Source organism: Bifidobacterium olomucense (genome assembly GCF_012932375.1).
In the GTDB taxonomy this organism is placed as follows: Bacteria; Actinomycetota; Actinomycetes; order Actinomycetales; family Bifidobacteriaceae; genus Bifidobacterium; species Bifidobacterium olomucense.
On sequence record NZ_JAAIIG010000018.1, the window covers coordinates 1 to 18542 of the forward strand.

The 18542-nt window shown below is 64.0% G+C and carries 29 protein-coding genes and 1 tRNA gene; all 30 read left to right on the forward strand.

Features of this window, described 5'->3' with window-relative positions; genetic code table 11:
• On the forward strand, positions 1–293 hold a 293-nt coding region (locus G1C97_RS12145; RefSeq protein ID WP_417852236.1), incomplete at its 5' end, for a restriction endonuclease subunit S.
• Entirely contained in the window at positions 280–573 is a 294-nt protein-coding gene (locus tag G1C97_RS11270; protein ID WP_169241832.1) for a hypothetical protein, read from the forward strand. The genes G1C97_RS12145 and G1C97_RS11270, both read left to right, overlap by 14 nt.
• The gene (locus G1C97_RS11275; protein WP_169241833.1) at positions 570–854 is read left to right on the forward strand and encodes a hypothetical protein; all 285 of its coding nucleotides are present in this window, start codon (positions 570–572) and stop codon (positions 852–854) included. The genes G1C97_RS11270 and G1C97_RS11275 overlap by 4 nt, the downstream gene beginning before the upstream one ends.
• A complete protein-coding gene (locus G1C97_RS11280; RefSeq protein WP_169241834.1) occupies positions 844–1035 on the forward strand; it encodes an RNA polymerase subunit sigma in 192 nt (63 codons plus the stop codon). The genes G1C97_RS11275 and G1C97_RS11280 overlap by 11 nt, the downstream gene beginning before the upstream one ends.
• Before the next feature lie 12 nt (positions 1036–1047).
• Positions 1048–1554: a hypothetical protein gene (locus G1C97_RS11285; RefSeq protein WP_169241835.1), complete on the forward strand. Its 507-nt coding sequence runs from the start codon at positions 1048–1050 to the stop codon at positions 1552–1554.
• A gap of 72 nt (positions 1555–1626) precedes the next feature.
• Positions 1627–2466 (forward strand): hypothetical protein, encoded by an 840-nt coding sequence (locus tag G1C97_RS11290; RefSeq protein ID WP_240951137.1) that lies wholly within the window; start codon positions 1627–1629, stop codon positions 2464–2466.
• A 95-nt stretch (positions 2467–2561) separates the two neighbouring features.
• A tRNA-Ser gene (locus G1C97_RS11295) sits at positions 2562–2659 on the forward strand.
• Between the two features lie 140 nt (positions 2660–2799).
• Positions 2800–3111, forward strand: a complete 312-nt coding sequence (locus G1C97_RS11300; RefSeq protein WP_169241836.1) for a hypothetical protein — start codon at positions 2800–2802, stop codon at positions 3109–3111.
• Positions 3108–3434 (forward strand): HNH endonuclease, encoded by a 327-nt coding sequence (locus G1C97_RS11305; protein WP_169241837.1) that lies wholly within the window; start codon positions 3108–3110, stop codon positions 3432–3434. Before G1C97_RS11300 ends, G1C97_RS11305 begins: the two co-directional genes overlap by 4 nt.
• Positions 3435–3776: 342 nt before the next feature.
• Positions 3777–4301 carry a bifunctional DNA primase/polymerase gene (locus G1C97_RS11310; protein WP_169241838.1) on the forward strand — a complete coding sequence of 175 codons (525 nt, stop codon included), beginning with the start codon at positions 3777–3779 and terminating at the stop codon, positions 4299–4301.
• The gene (locus tag G1C97_RS11315; protein WP_169241839.1) at positions 4288–5316 is read left to right on the forward strand and encodes a DUF4417 domain-containing protein; all 1029 of its coding nucleotides are present in this window, start codon (positions 4288–4290) and stop codon (positions 5314–5316) included. Before G1C97_RS11310 ends, G1C97_RS11315 begins: the two co-directional genes overlap by 14 nt.
• 45 nt (positions 5317–5361) lie before the next feature.
• On the forward strand, positions 5362–5994 hold the full coding sequence (locus G1C97_RS11320; RefSeq protein ID WP_169241840.1) for an ADP-ribosyltransferase family protein: 633 nt from the start codon (positions 5362–5364) through the stop codon (positions 5992–5994).
• Between the two features lie 2 nt (positions 5995–5996).
• Positions 5997–6167 carry a hypothetical protein gene (locus tag G1C97_RS11325; protein WP_169241841.1) on the forward strand — a complete coding sequence of 57 codons (171 nt, stop codon included), beginning with the start codon at positions 5997–5999 and terminating at the stop codon, positions 6165–6167.
• The gene (locus G1C97_RS11330) at positions 6164–6967 is read left to right on the forward strand and encodes an ADP-ribosylglycohydrolase family protein (protein ID WP_169241842.1); all 804 of its coding nucleotides are present in this window, start codon (positions 6164–6166) and stop codon (positions 6965–6967) included. The genes G1C97_RS11325 and G1C97_RS11330 overlap by 4 nt, the downstream gene beginning before the upstream one ends.
• A 10-nt stretch (positions 6968–6977) precedes the next feature.
• Positions 6978–7229 carry a hypothetical protein gene (locus G1C97_RS11335; RefSeq protein WP_169241843.1) on the forward strand — a complete coding sequence of 84 codons (252 nt, stop codon included), beginning with the start codon at positions 6978–6980 and terminating at the stop codon, positions 7227–7229.
• Between the two features lie 70 nt (positions 7230–7299).
• Positions 7300–8064, forward strand: coding sequence for a hypothetical protein (locus tag G1C97_RS11340; protein ID WP_169241844.1), 765 nt, complete (start codon positions 7300–7302; stop codon positions 8062–8064).
• Positions 8065–8084: 20 nt separating this feature from the next.
• On the forward strand, positions 8085–8510 hold the full coding sequence (locus G1C97_RS11345) for a hypothetical protein (protein ID WP_169241845.1): 426 nt from the start codon (positions 8085–8087) through the stop codon (positions 8508–8510).
• Entirely contained in the window at positions 8476–9927 is a 1452-nt protein-coding gene (locus tag G1C97_RS11350; RefSeq protein ID WP_169241846.1) for a terminase, read from the forward strand. Before G1C97_RS11345 ends, G1C97_RS11350 begins: the two co-directional genes overlap by 35 nt.
• Positions 9924–11474: a phage portal protein gene (locus tag G1C97_RS11355; protein WP_169241847.1), complete on the forward strand. Its 1551-nt coding sequence runs from the start codon at positions 9924–9926 to the stop codon at positions 11472–11474. Before G1C97_RS11350 ends, G1C97_RS11355 begins: the two co-directional genes overlap by 4 nt.
• Positions 11374–12108, forward strand: coding sequence for a VG15 protein (locus G1C97_RS11360; RefSeq protein WP_169241848.1), 735 nt, complete (start codon positions 11374–11376; stop codon positions 12106–12108). Before G1C97_RS11355 ends, G1C97_RS11360 begins: the two co-directional genes overlap by 101 nt.
• Positions 12109–12205: 97 nt before the next feature.
• Positions 12206–12817, forward strand: coding sequence for a capsid assembly scaffolding protein Gp46 family protein (locus G1C97_RS11365; RefSeq protein WP_169241849.1), 612 nt, complete (start codon positions 12206–12208; stop codon positions 12815–12817).
• Positions 12818–12841: 24 nt separating this feature from the next.
• Complete coding sequence (locus tag G1C97_RS11370) at positions 12842–14089, forward strand: SU10 major capsid protein (protein WP_205832635.1); 1248 nt, start codon at positions 12842–12844, stop codon at positions 14087–14089.
• A gap of 2 nt (positions 14090–14091) precedes the next feature.
• Positions 14092–14499 (forward strand): hypothetical protein, encoded by a 408-nt coding sequence (locus G1C97_RS11380; protein ID WP_169241850.1) that lies wholly within the window; start codon positions 14092–14094, stop codon positions 14497–14499.
• Positions 14496–14846: a hypothetical protein gene (locus tag G1C97_RS11385; protein WP_169241851.1), complete on the forward strand. Its 351-nt coding sequence runs from the start codon at positions 14496–14498 to the stop codon at positions 14844–14846. Before G1C97_RS11380 ends, G1C97_RS11385 begins: the two co-directional genes overlap by 4 nt.
• Positions 14843–15106, forward strand: coding sequence for a hypothetical protein (locus tag G1C97_RS11390; protein ID WP_169241852.1), 264 nt, complete (start codon positions 14843–14845; stop codon positions 15104–15106). The genes G1C97_RS11385 and G1C97_RS11390 overlap by 4 nt, the downstream gene beginning before the upstream one ends.
• Positions 15107–15116: 10 nt before the next feature.
• On the forward strand, positions 15117–15470 hold the full coding sequence (locus tag G1C97_RS11395) for a hypothetical protein (RefSeq protein WP_169241853.1): 354 nt from the start codon (positions 15117–15119) through the stop codon (positions 15468–15470).
• A gap of 9 nt (positions 15471–15479) precedes the next feature.
• Positions 15480–16100 carry a phage tail tube protein gene (locus G1C97_RS11400; RefSeq protein ID WP_169241854.1) on the forward strand — a complete coding sequence of 207 codons (621 nt, stop codon included), beginning with the start codon at positions 15480–15482 and terminating at the stop codon, positions 16098–16100.
• A gap of 78 nt (positions 16101–16178) precedes the next feature.
• Positions 16179–16493, forward strand: a complete 315-nt coding sequence (locus G1C97_RS11405; protein ID WP_169241855.1) for a hypothetical protein — start codon at positions 16179–16181, stop codon at positions 16491–16493.
• A gap of 11 nt (positions 16494–16504) precedes the next feature.
• Positions 16505–16861: a DUF5361 domain-containing protein gene (locus G1C97_RS11410; protein ID WP_169241856.1), complete on the forward strand. Its 357-nt coding sequence runs from the start codon at positions 16505–16507 to the stop codon at positions 16859–16861.
• A 15-nt stretch (positions 16862–16876) separates the two neighbouring features.
• A partial coding sequence (locus G1C97_RS11415) for a tape measure protein (RefSeq protein ID WP_169241857.1) occupies positions 16877–18542 on the forward strand: 1666 nt, incomplete at its 3' end.

Below are 18542 nucleotides of genomic sequence, written 5' to 3' on the forward strand. Positions count from 1 at the left end.
GAAACCTGAAAGCGATTCTCGGCGACAAGGCCACGCTCCGACACGACGACTATATCGCGTATTCGAAGAACAAGAACGAAATCCGTTTCGAGAACAACAGCAAAACGACCATCAGCCCGATCATCCGTATGCTGCTGCCCATGTGGAAACAAGTCATCTACCAATGCAACGAGGACAGCAAGACCCTGCTCGCCGAGCTACGCGACGCACTGCTCCCCAAACTGATGAACGGCGAACTGGACGTAAGCAAAATCGAGGCACCGGACGAAAGGAACAGCAATGAGCAAGCATGAAGCCAGAATCTACGAGAAACAGGACCTGTTCGACGCGCTCGCCGACGCGTTGGACGCCGAGAACCTGCGCTTGACGCCCGCAAACGGTTCGAATGACGATATCGACGACATTCAGGCGCTCGCCGACCACATGTACGAGCATCACGGTCTGCCGACCGATATCAGCCTGTTGGATTCGGATGGCGGCGAACCGGGCTTGTGCTCCCGGTGCGGCGACTACGATCCGCGCCTCACGCAAGGCCTGTGCCCGGTATGCCGGCAGACCGGAGGTCGATCATGAGTGAGTGGATGCCCACCGACACGGATGTCATGCAGTTCTTCACGGACGGCACCGACCAGTTCTACTCGCTGACCGCCAACCCCGCTTACTGGGATGGCAAGGCCGCGTTCCGCCGATGGCTCACGGAGCATGACCGGCGGATAGCCGAACAAGCGTGGACTGATGGTTGGGAGGAGGGCCAGCATTCCGCCGAATGCTGGTACACGGGCAACACGGAAGCCGCGAAAACCGCCAAGACACTCGAAGACAACCCATACTGCAAGGAGGATCATGACCAGTGAGATCATCAAGGAACGCGTGCGCACCTGGCATAAACACGGTTACGCGCCCCAATACATCGCAAGCACATTGAAACTACCGGTGGATGAGGTGAAGGCCATCATCGACAACCCGCCGGAACCGAAACCCGCAAAACCCGCGAAAGGTTACGGGACGGAATTCCTCGAACCATTGTTCAAATAAAAGGAGTCAGACGTGAGAGGCAAGAATCGAATCCAGGCATTAAACCGCCGCATCAAGGAACTGGAGAACAACATCGAATGGTGGAAAGGCAAGTACTCCGATTCCCAATTCGAGGTAACCCAGTTGACCGCCACCCTGAACGCACAGAAAAAAGCCAATCTCATCGAGGTCACGAAACGCAACAAGGAGATCATGGACAAGGCGGTGCAAGAAGCGAAACAAGCGTTCACCGACGATAAGATAACCCAGATACGCGAAGAGGAACATATGAAAAGCCGCCGAGAATTCCTCAACGCATTCGCCATCATGTGGGGCGAGCGCCTCATAGGCATATACGGCCACGGCTCTGGCGCTCTGGACGTTATGAATCGAATCTGCGAACTCGTCGGCGCGACAGATGAGGAGAAAACCATCCTCCTCAAGATGGACCTCACACGCCAAGCTAAGCGAAATCTCCAATTCCACGACAGGCAATTAGGAGAAATAAACCGTCAAACCGATTTCGCCAACATTAAATAAAGTAAAAGCCCCCACCCGAAGGCAGAGGCTCGCATTGTCCAATAGGCAAGTCTAGCACCAACGAGGGCGGGGATGATGGAACAACGAGCATGCGCGGCCTGCGGCAACCCGGCCGGCGACGCGAACCTGTGCGACGAATGCGTCAAGGACTGGGCGAAACGCCTCGCATGGCTGCTGAAGGCCGGCATGCCCGCCCTCCGACAGATCGCCTACAAACAAGCCACCACCCGCGAGCGCTCGCCCCGTCACGGCAACGCGGCATACGCGGCCCCGCCGGTCAACGAAGCCGCCCAAGCGCTCTACTCCGCTGTAGAGCTGCATTTGCAGCTCGCGGGCGGCATGCTCGGCGTCAAGCCGATCGGCCGCGACCGTCATGAACGCCCCCGCACCCTGAGGCAATGGGCCGACATCGCCCGCCTGCTGCTGCACCGCATGCGCGATCTCGCGCGGCTCGACACGGCCGGCGACCTGTACGCCGACCTGATCCGACTGTCGGAGAAGGTCGAAACGGCCACCACGCGGGCCGGCGAGCGCCGTCTTGTCGGGGTATGCCCTGACTGTCTGCATGTGGTGGGGGATGATGGGCCGGTGCGTACGCCGATCTACGCCGCGCATTCCGTGCGGTATGCGGTGTGCCCCGAGTGCGGCGCGTGGCTTGATTTGCAGCGTGTGCGGTTGGAGTATCTGCGCAGCGCGGGGCTTATGCACATCACGCGCACGCAGGCCGACGCGGCCCGATGGGTGCGTGAGAACACGGGCGTGAACGTGAGCGGCAAGGACTTGGCGAATTGGCGCAGTCGGGGCAAGATGCCGTCCACGCGGCGCATCGACCGGCATTACTGGGAGTGGAACATCATGGAGCTGTTGGCCTGTGCGCAGGATCGAGCCGGTCGCGACGGCGACGGCGTTTGAACGTGAGACGGTTTTGTGTTACGCTGTCGCGTGTAATCGGAGTATCGATAAAGCCTGTCCCGTTGGGATGGGCTTTTTTCGTATCCGATCCTTTTGGATGGTTGGCCGAGCGGTCGAAGGCACCCGCTTGCTGGGCGGGCGGGCATGATGCAAGCCTCATGCCTCGCGGGTTCGAATCCCGCGCCATCCGCCAGCCGCCGCCGGCAGCGCCAACTTCCGGTCATGCGGCACCTGAGAGAAAACATCACAGGCGGCGAGCGCCGGCGGGCTTTTCCTCTCCTTTCTCCCGCCGGCCGCCTCGCCGTTGTTCCTATGGGCTGGGAGGCTACATCGATGGCTCGCATTCGCGTTCTGAAGCGTTTTCCGAAGAATTGGGGGCGGTTGAACACGCTCGATTCCAGCAAGCCGGCGCATATGCGGCTGCTGAAGGCCTTGGCGCGGTATTGGGCGGGGGACTGGCGCGGCTTGATCCCTGTGAGCGTGCCGCTGCGCATGTGCCGCTATGACAGGGGGCACCTGTACGCGCCCACCTGCATACGATCCCATGCCGGCGGGCCCGTGATCCGCGATGGCGAGCCGGTGGTCAAATACCACGCCATACCCATACCGGGTGAGTTCGGGCCGTTGGTGTGGGGGCTGCTGTGAACGTTCGCCGCACCAACTCGGCCGCACGGGCCCGCATCAAACGCCGTCTGCTGTCGCGAGCCAACGGCCGGCCCATCTGCGCGCTGTGCGGCCGGCCCATAGACACCAGCCTCAGGACGCCGCACCCCGGCAGTATGGAGATCGACGAGAAGCTGCCCGTGTCCAAGGGCGGCGACCCGTTCGACCTGGACAACTGCCAGCTCACGCACCGACGCTGCAACCAACGCAAGGGCAACCACCAATACACCAGACTCGACGCCGAGCCGGCGACGCCGGCGCAGCGCCGCGCGCCCAAGCCGATCCCGCTGTCGCGCCAATGGTAGGGGCGGTATACCCTCCCCCGGGAGCCTAGCCCCTCTCGGGCCATAGGGCTTCGGATACCCCCGGCACTGTTTTTTCCACGGAACCTCCCCGCAGGGCGTTCCGCCCGACGGCGCGGAAACACCGTGTATGGCCGTTTCGGCCGCGTTTCGGCGGTTCCGGGGCTTTGTTGCCATGATCGGCCGCGTTCGCCGGCCTGCGCCGATCGGCCCCGAACGGCCGGCCTCGCATGCCAGCAACCACGCTCGAAGCGCTCGAAAACGTTGAAATACCGCTTGTCAAGCGTTACAAAACATGATATAGTCTTGAATATGGGAAGGCGTTGCGAGATAGACGGCACATACATGGCCGACGACAACGGCCACGGCGGCAGCAGCCAGCGCGTATGCTCCGGCCGCTGCCGCGTCGAAGCCTACCGGCGGCGCAAGGCCATACCCGAGGGGATGAAGACGCTGCACCGGTGGGTGAGGGCCGACGGCAAACGACCCATCCGACCCGACGGCCGGCCTGCATCCAGCACCGATCCGGCCACATGGTCGGCGTTCGACGAAGTGGCGAACACCGGGGAAGGCGACGGATACGGGATCATGCTCGGCGACGGACTCGCCTGCTACGACCTCGACCACATCCTCGACAAGGAAGGCCGCGTCAAACCCGGCCATCCCGGCCGGATCATCCTCGAACGCTTGGAACGCGAAGGCTGCCTGTTCGCCGAGATCAGCAGCAGCGGCGAAGGCCTGCACCTGTTCGTCCATTCGGACGCGCCGAGCTGGAGGCACGACGGCGTGGAATTCTACAGCCACGGCCGCTTCATCCGCATGACCGGCATCAAGTGGAACCCGAAAAGGAGGCGCAATGCTCATCAATGACATCATCCCCTACGAGCGCAACGCCCGCCACAACGACAAGGCCATACCCAAGGTCGCCGAAAGCATCCAGAAATTCGGCCTGCGCGGCAGCATCGTCCTCGAATCGCGCGACAACCCCGTCATCGTATGCGGACACACCCGAGTCGCCGCCATGAAAAGCCTCGGCTGGACGGAAGTGCCCGACGAACACGTCGAATACTGCGACGGACTCACCGCCGACGAGATCGACGCCTTCCGCCTCATCGACAACAAGACCGGCGAGATCGCCACATGGAACGTCGCCCTGCTGAAAAGCGAGGCCAAACGCCTCAACGGCAAACTCGACTTCGCCCGTTACGGCTTCGACTTCAAAAGCAAGGTCAAGCCCTACGGCGCGGAACGAACCCGCACCGACGACTACTACAACCTGCGCCTGTGCGACATCGACCAATGCGGCCCCGACGGCATGCCCATGCTCGCCCCCAGCGACATCCAACCCGCCCGCCTCATCGGCTTCAACTACGCCAAAAGCTGGAAGGAGCCCAAGGAAGGCGTCGGCATCCACTTCTTCCTCGACGACTACCAGTTCGAACGAGTGTGGAACAAGCCCGAGGAGTACATGGGACTGCTCAAGGGCTTCGACATGGCATGCACGCCCGACTGGAGCCTCTACCTCGACATGCCCCGACCAATGCAGCAGTGGAACGTCTACCGCAGCCGCGCCATAGGCGACTGGTGGCAGCGTCAGGGCCTGACCGTCGTGCCGACCCTCTCATGGAGCGACGAGAACAGCTACGAATACTGCTTCAACGGCCTGCCCACCGGCTCCACCGTCGCCGTGAGCACCATCGGCGTCAAAGGCGACGAGGAACGCGAACGCCTCTGGCACGCCGGCATGGACGAGGCCATCGCCCGCGTGCGCCCGAAGCGCGTGCTGCTCTACGGCGGCAGTCTCGGCCACGACATGCACGGCATCGAGACCATCGAATACGCCAACACCGTCACCGACCGCATGGCCGGCGACAAACCGCCGTAAACCCCGGCGCAAGCCTGCTTGAAAAACTGAAAAGAGGTACCCGACATGGGCGGACGAGGCGCAACCAGCAGCCACGGCAAAACCAAGGCCAAGGAAAAACCACGGCAGAAAGGCCACCTCACCGCCGACGAAATCCCCAAGAACGCCGAAGAGACCGCCAAATACATCGGCTCGACCGTTCAGGAAGCCAAGGACATGTTCGACGCGGTGCAGGACTTCACGGGCAGCGCATACTCGGGCATCCGACGCGCACAACGCGGAGAGAAGGCGTCCGACATCCCCGAGCTGCAAAAGAAGTACGACAGCGAGGCCAAACGGATCGAAGGCTACATCGAACGAGCGCCCAAATGGGGAGGCGGCGTCACCTACCGAGGCATGAGCCTTCCAGCGTCCGCCGTCAAAGGACTCAAGGTCGGAGGAACGTTCGACGTCAACCTCGGCACCGCCTCATGGAGCACGCAGGAAAGCACCGCACGCAGCTTCTCCAAATCGGGCAGCGGCGGCAAGTCCGTCGTGTTCGTCAGCCAAACCCAAAGCAAGGGCACCTCGATCAAACACATCAGCCACTTCACCAAGGAGAACGAGGTGCTGGTATCTAAGAACGCCAAATACACCATCACCAACATCTCCACCAAACCCGGCAGCCCATACACCTACGTCTACGTAAAGGAGAACTAGACATGACCACCAAGAAGACCGCCGCCAAGACCACGACGGAAGACTGGTCGCACCCCAAGCAGTACACCCGCCGGCGCGGCGAAATGGCCGAGCGCGGCCGTCAGGACGGCCTCGACTTCATGAAGGCCAACGCCAAGGCCCTCGGCCTCGACAAGAAGAAGAACACCAAATGACCCTCGCCCTCACCGACGCCATCCTCGGCCAAGCCGTCGGCGACGCGCTCGGCGTGCCCTACGAATTCCGCCCGCGCGGCACCTTCCACGCCACCGCAATGACCGGCCACGGCACCCACAACCAGCCCGCCGGCACATGGAGCGACGACACCAGCATGGCCCTCGCCATCTGCGACTCCATCCGCGCCAACCACGGCCGCATCGACACCGACGACATGCGCCAACGGTTCAACGACTGGTACCGGCGCGGCGAATACACCATCGACGGGCTCTTCGACATCGGCAACACCACCGTCAAAGCCCTCCGATACGGCCACGGCATGACCGACGACTGGGACAACGGCAACGGATCGCTCATGCGCACCATCCCCCTCGCCTTCACTACCGCGACCGACGAACAGGTGCGACAGGTCAGCGCCATCACCCACGCGCACCCCACAAGCACCAACGCCTGCGTGAAACTCATCCACTACGCCCGCGAACTCATCGAAGGACGGACGCCCATCGAGGCGATCCGCGAGGCCGGCTACACTCCGGCGCTCGCCGACGAGCCCGAGAACGCGATCCGTTCCGGCGGGTACGTGCTCGACACGCTCAAGGCCGCCGTCTGGTGCCTGATCACCACAAGCAACTACGCGGACTGTGCGCTCAAGGCAGTCAACCTCGGCGACGACACCGACACCACCGCAGCCGTCGCCGGCGGCCTCGCCGGCATCGTCTACGGCACCGAAGGCATCCCCGCCGAATGGATCGCCAAACTGCGGGGCCGGGACGTCATCGACGCATGCCTGTTCGCATAGGAGGAACATCGTGACACACATCAGAAAGGCCGCGATCCTGTGCGACAAGTGCGGCGCGCGCATCGACATCGACCCGGACGTCGCCAGCCCGTTCTCATCGTCGATCCTGCACCGCGAAAGCGCATGGCGCGACTGGATCGAGGTCGAGACCGGCCGGCACCTGTGCCCCGAATGCGCGGGGCATTACCGGGAAGTGAAGCGGCGCATGGAACGCGAGCTGCGCGAGGCAGCCGGCGTGCGCACCATCGACTTCGACTACTGACCGCCACCAAACCAAACGAAAGCCGCCCTGCGGGGTGGCTTTTTCTTTGCCCGAAAGCGAGACGCAGAACATGGAGCGCTCCCAATTCGAAGCCGATTCAAGGCTCGTGGAATTCTGCGAGGTCGGCGGCCGCCTCTTCACCGCCGACGACATGGAACTGTGGAACCCGCAGGACGCCAAGACCGTCACCTTCCCCGACTGGGACACGGCCTTCGCCTACCGGGACGGCGCGTACAGCTTCGCCGACAGCGTGGGCGGGATGCGCAGCGTCCTGATCGACGAGAACGGCGGGCGAGGCGCATCCAGCAGCACCAAGGGCGAGATGAAGACCTTCAGGTTCGGCCACGCCCCGCACAAGAGCGGCGAAGACCTCGGCAAGACCAAATTCCCCGCCGAATTCAACGACGGCGAGAAAACCCAGTCGTTCGACAAGGCCCTAGCCAAGTTCCGCAAAAAACACGCCGACAGCGACACCGAATACGCGATCACCGTGGACGAACAGGGATACGTCCACCAATACAAGCACGGCGGCAGCACCGCGGTGCAGATCGCCGGCCGCAAGGGCCAGATGGTCATCCACAACCACCCCAGCGGCGGCGCGTTCTCCGACAGCGACCTGCTGTCCGCCGCGCAGACCCCGGCCAAGGGCATCGTCGCGACCGGCGCGAAGGGGAGCTACATCGTGAGGAAGACCCAGAAGTTCAAGGCCAAGGCGTTCGCCAAGGGCGTCAGGACCGCGCAGATGCAAGGCACCAGCTACGACGACGCCGTTGACAAATGGCTCACCGCCAACCAGAAGAAATACGGCTACCAGTACGAATTCCGCAAGGCGTGACACAGGGGAGGCGGCGACGCATGGACGACCTCAAGCCCGAACTCATCGCCGCCGACCCGTACAAAAGCCGCAAATGGGACGAACTGACCGCCGGCGCGGACATCGACCCGGCGGCGGTGCCCACCCTCACGCTCCTGGTCAACTGGTACGCGATCCTCGACCAATGCATGCGCGACATCAGCGCCGACGACGGCACCCACGTCGCCTACGTCAACGACCAGGGCGACGTCAAGGCCATGCCCCAGATCGCCACCATGAAACAGGCCAGCGCCGAAATCAGGGCGCTCAACAAACAACTGTTCGCCGACGGCGGCGACACCGCCCTCATCCGCCGCGAAACCAGGACCACGCAACGCGACAACCCGCTCGAACGCGCACGCCGCGCCCGCGAACTGAGACTGGAGGTCAGGAATGGCGGCAAGGCTCAAAGGAAGACAGCAACCTAGCTACCAGCTCACACCCCGCCACGCGGACAGCTACGGGCCGGACGCCGCCGCGCTCGCCGAGGGCTACGGCATGCCGCCCGACCCGTGGCAGCGGCTCATCCTCGACGGCTGGATGGGCACCCTCAAGGACGGGCGCTGGGCCGCAGGCGACTGCGGGGTGAGCGTGCCGCGCCAGAACGGCAAGAACGGCGTCATCGAATTCCTCGAACTGTACGACACCGCCATACTCGGCCTGAAAATCCTGCACACCGCCCACGAGGTCAAGACCTGCCGCAAGCACTTCCTGAGAATGAAGAACTACTTCGAGAACAAGCGCCAATACCCCGAGCTCGCGGAGGCGGTGGACTACATTCGGAACACGAACGGACAGGAGGCCATCGTCCTGACCAACGGCGGCAGCATCGAATTCATCGCCCGTTCCAAAAGCTCGGGCCGAGGCTTCACCGTGGACATCCTCGTATGCGACGAGGCGCAGGAACTCACCGACGAACAGATGGAGGCCATACAGCCCGCCACCTCGTCCGCGCCCAGCGGCAACCCCCAGACCATCTACGCCGGCACCCCCACGCCGCCAAGCTCGCCCGGCACCGTGTTCGAACGCATCCGCCGCAACGCCCGCACCACGAAGCCAAAACGCACCTGCTGGTACGAATGGGGCGTCGAAGAGATCGGCGACATCCACGACCGCACCCGCTGGGCGCAGGCCAACCCCAGCCTCGGCATCCGCCTCGTCGAAACCGTCATCGAAAGCGAGGTCGCCAAATTCACCCCCGAGGGCTTCGCCCGCGAACGCCTCGGATGGTGGGACGAATCCCAGTCCAACGGCACCGAGATCAACCCCGACGACTGGGCCGCATGCAAGACCGACCAACCATGTCAGGAAGGCCGCAACAGCTTCGCCGTCAAATTCAGCCCCGACGGAGCCACCGCAAGCCTCGTCGCCTGCGTCCGCCCGCCCAAGGGCAGCGACCTCAAGCCACACATCGAACTCATCGACGTGCGCAGCATGCGCAACGGCGTCATGTGGCTCGCCGACTTCCTCGAACAGCGATGGCGCAAAAACATCGGCATCGTCATCGACGGCCGCGTCGGAGCGCCCACCCTCGTCCAGATGCTCAAAGACCAAGGCGTCTCCAGCCGCGTCATAGTCACCCCGACCAGCCGTCAGGTCGCCGACGCCGTAAGCATGTTCGAACAGGCCATCAACGACCACCGCCTCACCCACTTCGACCAACCCGGCCTCAACGACGCCGCAGCACACGCCAAACACCGCAAGATCGGCGACGGCTACGGATACGAGCCCGGCGACCAAAACACCGACGTCATGCCCCTCGAAGCCGCAGCGCTCGCCTACTGGAACCAGAAGACCAGCCGCCGCGACCCCGACCGCAAGCAAAGGATGGTACGACTCGCATGAACGGACTCACCCCGGTCACGGACTTCTCCCACGGGCCGCAATGGTTCACGCCGCCAAGCAACGTCGAAGGCCTCGACCCCGAAACCGAACGGCTCATGTTCTCCCTGTTCGCCGTGTGGAACCGCAAACGCGCCCGCAACATGCTGCGCAGCGCCTACGCGGACGGCAAGCACCGGCTCGACCACATCGGATTCTCCATCCCGCCCGTCATGCGCCACATCGAAGAGGTCGTGGGATGGCCCGCCAAGGCCGTCGCCGCCCACGCCGAACGCTGCATGTTCGACGGCTTCGTCAGCCCCAGCGCCAACGACGACCCCTTCGACCTCGACGCCGTGCTGTCCGCCAACCAGTTCGCCCTCGAACTGCCTCAGGCGATCCGCAGCAGCATGACCCACTCGGTCGCGTTCATGACCGTCTCGCCCGGCGACACGAACGCAGGCGAGCCGCCGGTGATCGTCATGCCCTACTCGGCGCAATGGTCGGCCGGCCTGTGGAACTTCCGCACCCGCAGCCTCAAGGCCGGACTCGTCGTCAACGACGTGGACGACTATGCCATGCCGACGCTGTACAGCATCTACACGCCGACCGAAGTGACCACGCTGAAGCTCGCCGGCGAATGGGTCGTCGATCACGTATGGCACCACAACCTCGGCCGCGTGCCGATGGAGGCGCTGCCGTACCGTCCCGACATCGACCGTCCATTCGGCCGCAGCATCATCAGCCGCCCCGTCATGAGCATCACCGACGACGCCGTGCGCACCGTCATGCGCACCGAAGTCAGCGCCGAATTCTACAGCGCCCCGCAACTGCTGCTGCTCGGAGCCGACAAAGACAGCTTCCTCGACGACAAAGGCAACCCCATACCCGTATGGGAATTCATCATCGGACGCATCAACGCCATCAGCCGCGACGACAACGGCGACGTGCCCACCGTCCAGCAGATCAGCCAACAAAGCGTCCAACCCCACGTCGAACAAATGCGGGAACTCGCCAGCCGCTTCGCCGGCGAAACCAACGTACCAGTCTCCAGCCTCGGCGTCGTCACCGACAACCCATCCAGCGCCGAAGCCATGCACGCAGCCGAAAAAGACCTCGTCATCGACTGCTCCGCCGCCAACCGCGTCTACGGAGCAGCCCTGCGCCGCATCGCACAGGACATCATCATGATCCGCGACCACACCACCGAAATCACCGACGAAATGGCCGGCATCACCGCCAGATGGCGCTCGCCGGCACTGCCCAGCGTGATCGACAGCGGCGACGCGATCGTCAAACTCATCGGAGCGTTCCCGTGGCTCGCCGAAACCAGCGTCGCCTTGGAGGAGGCCGGCTTCACCGACGAACAGATCACCCGACTGCTCGCCGAGAAACGCCGCAACCAAGCCACCGCCACCGCCACGCAGATGCTCGCCGCGCTCACCTCGCAACAGCAGGAGGAACCCGAGAATGGTCAGCAGAACCCAGCTCAACCAGCTCAACCTGACGCAGCGGCAGGCGGTCAAACTGGCGATAGCGGAGATGCGCAAACTATGGACGACGCTCAATGAGCTCACGCCCGAATGGCAGCACGACCTGCTGCTCGACACGATCCCGCAACTCGCCGCAAAATACGGCGACATCGCCGGCACCGCAGCGGCCGAATGGTACGAAGCAACACGCCTCGAAAACACCGGGTCCGCGTTCGACGCCCTCACCTACGGCAGCTTCAACCCCGACGCCATCAAAGGCAGCATCGACGCCAAAGCCTATCCCATGATCCTCAGCGGCAACCCGCAACAGGCGTTCGACTTCCTCGCGGGCGCAATGCAACGCTGGATCAGATACACAGGCCGTCAGACCATCGCCCGCAACTGCCAGCACGACCCCTTCAAACCCAGATGGGCCAGAGTCCCCAGCGGCGCGAAGACCTGCGCATGGTGCGAAATGCTCTGCTCGCGCGGCTTCGTCTACTACTCCAAGGAAACCGCCGGAGCGCTCGCCCACTGGCATGACGCATGCGACTGCTCGATCGTGCCCGAATGGGAGAGGGACGAGACCCACATCGCCGGCTACGACCCCGACCTCTACTACTCGCGGTACAAGGCCGCGTGGGACGCGGCCGGCGGACACGGGGCCACCGACGCGCAGGTGGCGCACTGGATGCGCGTGCTCAATCCGGGGGCCTACACCGACAACGAATAGATTTACCGCGACCCGGACCGGATCGCGGCGGCACTCGCACCGCATTGCGTGGAACCCAAACAACCGACGGCCGGACAGCCGGCAAGGAGAAACAACCATGTTCCGAAAGTCATGGATGAAGCACATCCGCACGATCGCCGCCGAAGGCGAGACGGGCGGGGACTCCGAGAACACCGCCGACAAGGCGGGGGAAGCCCCCAAGGACGAGCCGCAGCGCACGTTCACCCAGGACGAGGTGAACGAACTCGTGGAACGCCGTCTGGCAAGGGAGCGGGCCAAGCAGGGCGACATCGCCGAGCTGCGCCGCAAGGCCAAGCTCTACGACGAAGCCGAAGAGGCCAACAAGACCGAGACGCAGAAGCTCACCGAGCAGAACCAGAAGCAGGCCGCCCGCATCGCGCAGCTCGAACACGGCAAGCTCGTGTCCGACGCATGCATGGCGCACGGCATCCCCGCCGAATACGCCGACCTCGTGACCGGCGCGGACGAGGAGACCGTCAACGCATCCGCCGAGAAGGTCGCCAAGCTCATCGGCGGCGCGGCCAAGCCCGCGGCCGACACCCCGGCCGTCACCGTGCCGAGCGAAGGCATGCGGCCGGCATCCACCGGCAGCAAGACCATCTACGAGCTCATCGCCGCCGCCGAGAAGAACGGCGACACCGCCAAGGCCATCGCGCTCAAGAGCATGCTGCTCGCCGACAAGAACTAACCAACCGATCCGAAAGGAACCATCATGCCCGGAATCACCGGTCAGGGAACCACCTACAACCTCCCCAACTACGTCGGCGAACTGTTCGCCGTCAGCCGCGAGGACACCCCGCTGCTGTCCGCCATCGGCGGACTGACCGGCGGCCGATCCACCACCGCCACCCTGTTCGAATGGCAGGGCTACGACCTGCGAGACCCCGACGCCAACCGCCAGCGCCTCGAAGGCGCGGCCGCGCCCGACGGCGAGGCCCGCGTGCGCTTCCACGCCAACAACGTGGTCGAAATCCATCAGGAAAGCGTGGAGATCAGCTACACGAAGCAGGGGGCCACCGGTAACCGCTCCACGGACGGCATGCCGACCGTCAGCGTGGGCGGCACCGTCATCCCGGCCGACGAGCTCGGCTGGCAGATCACCCAGCAGCTCAAGCAGATCAGCCGCGACGTCGAAGCCTCGTTCATCTCCGGCACCTACCAGAACCCGACCGACAACACCAAGCCCCGCAAGACCCGAGGCCTGATCGAGGCGATCACCACCAACGCCCGCAGCACCGAGCACACCGCCGAACAGCTCACCGCCGACGACGTGCTCGACCTCGCACAGCTCGCATGGGACAACGGCGGCATCCGCGAGACCGAGACCCGCACCATCGTGGTCAACTCCACCCTCAAGCGAGCCCTGACCCGCGCGTTCGTCACCGACCGCAACTACCGCGAGGAGACCCGCAACGTGGGCGGCGTCGACCTCCAGACCATCGAAACCGACTTCGGCCGGTTTAACATCATGCTCGACCCCTACGTGCCCAAGGACAAGCTGCTCGTCCTCAGCCTCGAAGAGCTCGCGCCCCGATTCCTCGAAATCCCCGGCAAGGGCCACATCTTCGCCGAACCGCTCGCCAAGACCGGCGCGGCCGACAAGGTGCAGCTCTACGGCGAGATCGGCCTCGAATACGGCAATGAGAAGGCCCACGCCATCCTCACCGTCGGAGCCAACGCCCCGGCCACCAAGGTCACGGGCATCACCTTCGACAAGAAGACGATGGCCGTCAAGGTCAACGCCACCAACACCGTCAAGGCCAGCATCAGCCCGCTCGACGCGACCGACAAGACCGTCACATGGGCGTCCAGCGCCACGGCGACCGCCACCGTCAAGCCGTCGGCCGACGACCCGCTCACCGGCGTCGTCACCGGCGTCGCCGCAGGCAGCGCGAACGTGACCGCCACCACCAAGGACGGCGCGAAGGTCGCCACCGTCGCCGTCACCGTGAGCGCCTGACCATGACAGCCAGCGACGACACGGAAGAACAGCCGTTCGCCACCGTCGCCGACCTTGAGAAACGCTGGTACGGGCGCACGTTCACCGGCACCGACAAGGAGGAACACGTCAGAACCCTCCTGGAGGACGCCAGCGACCTGATCCGCCAATACCCCGGACACAAGAGATGCACCACGGCCACGCTGCGCCGCATCTGCTGCGCCGTGGCCCGCCGCACCCTCGAAAACGAGGAAAGCGAGATCAACAGCAACGTCACCAACATGAGCGAGACCGTCGGCCCCGTGTCCCAGAGCTACACGTTCGGCAACAGCGGAGCCGACATGCGCCTATGGCCCAGCGAGGAAAAGGAACTCGGCGTGGGACGCCAACAGGCATGGAGCTACGACCCGTTCGAGGGAGCCAAGCCATGAAACGCATCCAAGGCGTCGAAATCCAACTCACCCGCCGCGAACCAACAGGCCTCGACGACATGAACGAACCCACGTTCACCGCCCTCGAACCCGAGACCATCGCCAACGCGATCGTCACCGACGGCACGCAGGCCAACGCCACCGAAACCGAACGGCCCCAAGGCACGGACACGGCCATCACCGTGTACCTGCCACGCTCATGGCCGTGGCAAAGCCTCAAGGGAGCCCGCCTCACCATCGACGGCACCGACTACTGGGTGCACGGCGACCCCCACCCGGTACGAACCAACCTCACCCCGACCAGCCACTGGCCCGTCGGCGTGCAGGCCAGCACAAGGAAGGCATGAACATGGCGAAAACCCGCGTCAAACTCGACATCAAAGGCTTCCGCGCCTACCGGCGAGACCCGACCGTCAAGGCCGCGCTCGACGAACAGGCGCAGGCATGGGCCATGAGGGCGAACGGGGCCAAACGCCACCGCAAAGCCGAATACGAGGCGGTGCCCGCCGCCGACAGCGAACACGGCAGCGTCGCGCTCGTCCACAACGCCAACATCGAAGCCCTCCTCGACAACAACGAAAACAACACCCTCCTCCACACCATGTAGGAGCCGCCACATGCCCAGCATTGCATCGACCGCCATCCAATGGATCAACCAACACCCGCCGGACGGATACACGGCACACGGCAGCACGCCCGACCCACGCCCCGAACGGTACATCACCGTGCAACGCTCGGGCGGCGTCAGAGACCGCTACAGGGACGACGCCATGCTCATCGTCCAAGTCAACGCCCCCACCCGCTCACAGGCCGCAGACACGGCCGAACAAGTCGCCGACCTGCTGCTCGACATGTGGCAGCTCCCCGAAATCGCCGACGTCGAGATACACAGCATCGCCGACGTCAGCCTCAACGGGCCACCGGTCGAACACCGCTACCAGATCACCGTGGAAATCACCACAACCACCTAAGGAACCAACATGGCAACCAAGAACAACAAGAAGAACGTAAGCCTCGGCAAACCGATGGTCGCCGGCGTCGCCTACCGCGCCCCCGCCGGAACCGCACTGCCCACCGACGCCACCACCGCGCTCGCGGCGGCATACGAATGCGTCGGCTTCCTCGGCGAGGACGGCATCACCAACGCCACCGACACCGACAACACCACCATCAACGACATGGGCGGCGTGCAGGTCATCAACGAGATCAGCAGCTACGCCGAAACCTACCAGTTCATCATGATCGAGACCCGCGCCGAAAGCCTCAAGGCCCGCTACGGCGACGGCAACGTCACCGCCACGGGCACCGGCGACGCGACCACCCTCACCGTCCTGCACGCCATGCCCGACGGCGAATCCTGCGTCTGGGTCTTCGAAATCCTCATGACCGGCAACCGCGTCAAGCGCATCATCATCCCCGACGCCACCATCAGCGAGGTCGGAGACATCACCTACTCCAGCACCGAGGTCATCGGATACGACGTCACCTACAGCGCCAACCCGTCCGACCTCATCGAAGGTGCCACCAGCAAGGAGATCATCGCCCCGCTGTCCAAGGCCGCCACCAAGGCGCTCAAGCAGGCGCTCGACGCCGCCGCCTGACCCGCGCACCGATAAACAGACAAGCCGACCGGAACCACATCCGGCCGGCTTTTTTCGACTTCCATGAAAGGACAACCAATGACGACCGCAAAGCCGCAGGATCACAAGCAGCCCAAGGACAAGCCCCGCAAGGTCGAGGTCATGGGCGCGACCCTGACCATCGACCCGTCCATCCTCGACGACCTCGATATGGTCGAATACCTCTACGACCTCCAGCACGCCGCCGACAGCGACGACGGAGGCTTCGCTATCGTGCCGTTCCTGCGCAAGCTGTGCGGCGACGACTACACGAACGTGAAGAAGGCGCTGCGCGACGACAACGGGCGCATCCCCTTCGAAAAGGTCGGCGAATTCGTCCAGCAGCTCATCGAAGCGCTCAACCCAAACTCCTGACGCTCGTGGAAATGATGGAGGCCGCGCCCGACGCCCTGCGGGCCGACCTCCAACGCTTCTACGGGCTCGACATGGACGAGATCGGCCACACGGTGAGGGTGCGCCGCGCCGCCGACCTCGCCGCCAACCTCCCCGACGATGCGATCACATGGGGCCGCATCGACGAACGCGCCACATGGGGCACCGCCAAACACCTGCTCGCCACCATCGCCGACAACACCGGCTTCATCGCATGGACGAAGACCAAGGCCGCCAAACAAGGCCAATGGCATGGCGCGATCGAACGCCCCGGCTTCCCTGCGACCGCCAACGTCCAGAAACTCCACCCCGACGACATGCTGCGCATCCTGCGCATGCCACGAACCTGACCGAAGGGAGCGCACATGGCCGAACTCGCACACGCCTACGTGCAGATAGTCCCATCCATGAAAGGCGTCGGCCGAACCATACAGGCCGCCTTCGGCACCGCCGGAGACAAAGGCGGCGCACAGGCCGGCAACAACTTCACCTCCGGCTTCTCCGCCAAGATCGGAGCCGTCGCCGGCGTCGCCGCAAGCGTGTTCAACAAAGTCGCCGGAATCATCGCCGGCAGCCTCAACAGCGCCATCGGACGAGCCGACCAGATGAACAACTTCCCCAAGGTCATGAAAAACCTCGGGTACTCCAGCGCAGACGCGGCCGCGAGCATCAAGAAGATCAGCAGCGCGCTCGACGGCCTGCCCACCACCAGCTCGGCCATGACCGGCATGGTGCAGCAGCTCGCCCCGTTGACCTCGAACCTCGACGAGGCCACCGACATCGCGCTCGCGTTCAACAACGCCATGCTCGCCGGCGGCGCGTCAACGATCGAGCAGGAGAACGCGCTCACCCAGTACACGCAGATGCTCTCCGCCGGCAAGGTGGACATGCAGGCGTGGCGATCCGTGCAGGCCGCCATGCCCGGACAGCTCAATCAGGTCGCCGAGGCCATGATGGGAGCCGGCCACAACGCCAACGACCTGTACGAGGCCATGAAGGACGGAACCTACAGTTTCGACGACTTCAACAAGACCGTCATGCGCCTCAACAACCAAGGCTTCGCCCAATACGCGAGCTTCGCCCAACAGGCCAAGGACGCCACCCAAGGCATCGGCACCGCGTTCGAGAACGTCCGCAACCGTGTAGCCAAGGCCGTCCAGAAAGTCATCGAAGCCGTCGGCGTGGAAAACATCGCCGGCGCGATCAACGACTTCAGCTCGCAGTTCGGCAAGATCGGCGACGCCGCAGCCGGAATGGTGGGATACGTTAAGGACTGGCTCGTACAGCTATACGGCAAATTGCAGGAAAACGGCGCACTCCAATCATTCAAGACGGCATGGGACAACATCGTCGGAATCGTCAAACAGGTCGCCAACCTAGTCATCGACTGGCTCAAACTCATCCCGCCAGACGGTGCCGCCGCAGCCCTCAAACTCGTCGCCGACACCCTCAACTGGTTCGTCCAGCACGGCAAGGAACTCGCGCCCATCATCATCGGCATCGGCACCGCGTTCGCCGCCGTCAAGGGCTATCAGGCGCTCAACAGCGGCCTGCAAACGCTGACCACGACCATGCAGGCGGTCACCGCCGGCGCGCAGGGCGTGTCCAAGGGCATCATGCTCATGATGGACCTGGGCGGCCCGATCGCCGCAATCAAGGAGATGGCGACCGGCCTGAGCCTCGTCAAGACCGCCCAGACCGCATGGAGCACGGCCACGAAGATGGCCACGGCCGTGCAGGGCGCGTTCAACGCCGTCATAACCGCCAACCCCATCGGTGCGCTCATCGTCGCCATCACCGCCGTGGTGGCCGCGCTCGTCTGGTTCTTCACGCAGACCGAGGTCGGACGACAGGCATGGCAGGCGTTCATGGACTGGCTCGCCCCGATATGGCAGTCCATACAGGCCGCGTGGAGCGCGGCATGGACGGCGATCAGCTCGTTCATCCAATCGAACATGACCACCATCCAAGCCATATGGGACACGGTATGGGGCGCGATAAGCGCCTACTTCACCTATGTGTGGAACGGCA

What these genes read in the sequence shown, in the direction of transcription:
- G1C97_RS11280 (WP_169241834.1), top strand. Translation starts at nt 844, where the DNA reads ATGACCAGTGAGATCATCAAGGAACGCGTGCGCACCTGGCATAAACAC.
- G1C97_RS11370 (WP_205832635.1), top strand. Translation starts at nt 12,842, where the DNA reads ATGCCCGGAATCACCGGTCAGGGAACCACCTACAACCTCCCCAACTAC.
- G1C97_RS11390 (WP_169241852.1), top strand. Translation starts at nt 14,843, where the DNA reads ATGAACATGGCGAAAACCCGCGTCAAACTCGACATCAAAGGCTTCCGC.
- G1C97_RS11405 (WP_169241855.1), top strand. Translation starts at nt 16,179, where the DNA reads ATGACGACCGCAAAGCCGCAGGATCACAAGCAGCCCAAGGACAAGCCC.
- G1C97_RS11355 (WP_169241847.1), top strand. Translation starts at nt 9,924, where the DNA reads ATGAACGGACTCACCCCGGTCACGGACTTCTCCCACGGGCCGCAATGG.
- G1C97_RS11350 (WP_169241846.1), top strand. Translation starts at nt 8,476, where the DNA reads ATGGCGGCAAGGCTCAAAGGAAGACAGCAACCTAGCTACCAGCTCACA.
- G1C97_RS11325 (WP_169241841.1), top strand. Translation starts at nt 5,997, where the DNA reads ATGACCACCAAGAAGACCGCCGCCAAGACCACGACGGAAGACTGGTCG.
- G1C97_RS11275 (WP_169241833.1), top strand. Translation starts at nt 570, where the DNA reads ATGAGTGAGTGGATGCCCACCGACACGGATGTCATGCAGTTCTTCACG.
- G1C97_RS11380 (WP_169241850.1), top strand. Translation starts at nt 14,092, where the DNA reads ATGACAGCCAGCGACGACACGGAAGAACAGCCGTTCGCCACCGTCGCC.
- G1C97_RS11340 (WP_169241844.1), top strand. Translation starts at nt 7,300, where the DNA reads ATGGAGCGCTCCCAATTCGAAGCCGATTCAAGGCTCGTGGAATTCTGC.
- G1C97_RS11410 (WP_169241856.1), top strand. Translation starts at nt 16,505, where the DNA reads ATGATGGAGGCCGCGCCCGACGCCCTGCGGGCCGACCTCCAACGCTTC.
- G1C97_RS11360 (WP_169241848.1), top strand. Translation starts at nt 11,374, where the DNA reads ATGGTCAGCAGAACCCAGCTCAACCAGCTCAACCTGACGCAGCGGCAG.
- G1C97_RS11365 (WP_169241849.1), top strand. Translation starts at nt 12,206, where the DNA reads ATGTTCCGAAAGTCATGGATGAAGCACATCCGCACGATCGCCGCCGAA.
- G1C97_RS11290 (WP_240951137.1), top strand. Translation starts at nt 1,627, where the DNA reads ATGATGGAACAACGAGCATGCGCGGCCTGCGGCAACCCGGCCGGCGAC.
- G1C97_RS11330 (WP_169241842.1), top strand. Translation starts at nt 6,164, where the DNA reads ATGACCCTCGCCCTCACCGACGCCATCCTCGGCCAAGCCGTCGGCGAC.
- G1C97_RS11395 (WP_169241853.1), top strand. Translation starts at nt 15,117, where the DNA reads ATGCCCAGCATTGCATCGACCGCCATCCAATGGATCAACCAACACCCG.
- G1C97_RS11300 (WP_169241836.1), top strand. Translation starts at nt 2,800, where the DNA reads ATGGCTCGCATTCGCGTTCTGAAGCGTTTTCCGAAGAATTGGGGGCGG.
- G1C97_RS11400 (WP_169241854.1), top strand. Translation starts at nt 15,480, where the DNA reads ATGGCAACCAAGAACAACAAGAAGAACGTAAGCCTCGGCAAACCGATG.
- G1C97_RS11310 (WP_169241838.1), top strand. Translation starts at nt 3,777, where the DNA reads ATGGCCGACGACAACGGCCACGGCGGCAGCAGCCAGCGCGTATGCTCC.
- G1C97_RS11385 (WP_169241851.1), top strand. Translation starts at nt 14,496, where the DNA reads ATGAAACGCATCCAAGGCGTCGAAATCCAACTCACCCGCCGCGAACCA.
- G1C97_RS11320 (WP_169241840.1), top strand. Translation starts at nt 5,362, where the DNA reads ATGGGCGGACGAGGCGCAACCAGCAGCCACGGCAAAACCAAGGCCAAG.
- G1C97_RS11270 (WP_169241832.1), top strand. Translation starts at nt 280, where the DNA reads ATGAGCAAGCATGAAGCCAGAATCTACGAGAAACAGGACCTGTTCGAC.
- G1C97_RS11345 (WP_169241845.1), top strand. Translation starts at nt 8,085, where the DNA reads ATGGACGACCTCAAGCCCGAACTCATCGCCGCCGACCCGTACAAAAGC.
- G1C97_RS11315 (WP_169241839.1), top strand. Translation starts at nt 4,288, where the DNA reads ATGCTCATCAATGACATCATCCCCTACGAGCGCAACGCCCGCCACAAC.